Below are 1,673 nucleotides of genomic sequence, written 5' to 3' on the forward strand. Positions count from 1 at the left end.
TCCGCTCCTGCTTGGGCGCGCCTGTCGAATGAGCCGGAAGTGGAAATCGAGCTTAAAGCGCTGCGCCGTGCGACACACTCTGGTCAGCCATTTGGAGATCAGGCGTTTACGCAGGAAATGCACGCGCAACGGGCTGAGCTTTGGGCAAAGGTGGTGGGAGAGTTGGCTCCAGCGAGGGAGGTCGAGGTACTGAGAGCCAGAGGGTGAATGAGGCGGAGCCAGTGCGATCGGAAGCGTTCGCTTCGAGTAGAATGCTGAGTGTATGGTCTGGAAAGATATATAGGAAAATCGAGAGGGACAGTCCAGGACGTCACCTTTTCAGGACGTCCCCTTTTCCGGAAGAAAAAACAACGACATGATTGAGGCTCATTGCAAGAACACATTTGGTAAATTCTAATGAAGGCGATCTTTCGTTTGCTCATGCTGGTCGCAATCTCAAGTGTTCGAGCGTTTGGTGATGAGGTATTCCTCGTCGCATGGGAGACTTTCGAATATCCACTACTTGGTGTGCAGGCACAGATTGCAGGAGAGGTCGAACTGGAAGTGACTATTGGGAGCCTCGGGACGGTAACTCGAACCAAAGTTATTTCTGGACATCGCGTATTGGCCGAAGCTGCTGAAACCGCAATTCGAAAATGGCGTTTCACACAGCGAGGCCTCGAAGCGTCTTCGACCAAAGAAACTAGTGTTCGGTTCCATTTCTCGTTTAAGCTCCAGGGCGCAGTTGAGCATCGTCCACGAACGCGGATCGCGTACGTCCACCCTTGGGTCGTCACCGTACTTGGAGAGGCAGTTCATTTCCAGCCTTGAATTGTGAGGGACGGGGACAGCCTGGACGTCCCCTTTTCCCCTTCAGATACCTGACAGTTATATTAAGGACAGTGGGCCTTCAATCGGAATCACCAATTGGCTTGAGAAAGGCTGCCAATGAATCGAGCATACCTCATTGCTGGTCTCATACTAATCGGCTACGCTCCCGGCATGAGTTCTCCCACGCTCGATCCGGAAGTTATCTTCCGCCATGTCAGTTGTTGTCGCAACGACTTCACCCTGAGCAGCATCCTGCGGGCGGTGCCGCTTAGTGGGCGCACTACCGCGAATACTCGATTCACGGTTGTGACAGAAAATGAACCCAAAGCGGAATTCGGTGGGTTTGATATATCTTGGGAGGCCTACAAGCGTGTGGCACTCAAAGAACGGGCTGAAGGAGCAGGCATCGCCTATATATTGGAGTCGCCGACCGGCGCGGGTGCGATGCTCTGGGACCCCGCTAAAAAGGAGGTGGAGCAAAAGGTCCTGAGGGGGCAAAATCCATTTTTCGTCCCTCCGGCAGTCTCCTTGCTGTTCGTAGGCCCTGACTGGAAACCGGAAAGAAAAGAGATCGTCGCGTGGGCTTGGACGCAAGAGCCTTTGAATCTGGACGCAGCTCGGAATATTCTCAAGAACGTGAGGCAACACCTCGGTGTTCACTCCGTTGGGCTGTATATTGCAGATTCTCCCTACCTGTGGACAGCCTATGGGTTTCCTCTATTAGTTCCCGCTTTTGGATTCTCTCCCCCTGACGAGATGACGAAGGCTCGCAAGCCGGTGATTTTCTGGTGCGAGTGGAAACACGGCACGCAGAGGCCGACCTGCGCGAAGTACATCGAATAACGAGAACGGTGACAGCCTGA

At 53.6% G+C, this 1,673-nt stretch carries 2 protein-coding genes and 1 pseudogene; all 3 read left to right on the forward strand.

Going from position 1 to position 1,673, the window contains the following annotated elements; genetic code table 11:
• Positions 1-207: pseudogene (locus ACR9Y2_RS40275) on the forward strand (hypothetical protein); the annotation flags it as partial.
• A 189-nt stretch (positions 208-396) separates the two neighbouring features.
• A complete protein-coding gene (locus ACR9Y2_RS40280; RefSeq protein WP_435047586.1) occupies positions 397-810 on the forward strand; it encodes a TonB family protein in 414 nt (137 codons plus the stop codon).
• Between the two features lie 117 nt (positions 811-927).
• Positions 928-1,653, forward strand: a complete 726-nt coding sequence (locus ACR9Y2_RS40285) for a hypothetical protein (RefSeq protein WP_435047587.1) — start codon at positions 928-930, stop codon at positions 1,651-1,653.
• The last annotated feature ends 20 nt before the right edge of the window (positions 1,654-1,673 follow it).

The organism is Paludibaculum fermentans (genome assembly GCF_051172195.1).
In the GTDB taxonomy this organism is placed as follows: Bacteria; Acidobacteriota; Terriglobia; order Bryobacterales; family Bryobacteraceae; genus Paludibaculum; species Paludibaculum fermentans_A.

Coding starts and splice junctions, on each gene's coding strand:
- ACR9Y2_RS40280 (WP_435047586.1), top strand. CDS start 397: ATGAAGGCGATCTTTCGTTTGCTCATGCTGGTCGCAATCTCAAGTGTT.
- ACR9Y2_RS40285 (WP_435047587.1), top strand. CDS start 928: ATGAATCGAGCATACCTCATTGCTGGTCTCATACTAATCGGCTACGCT.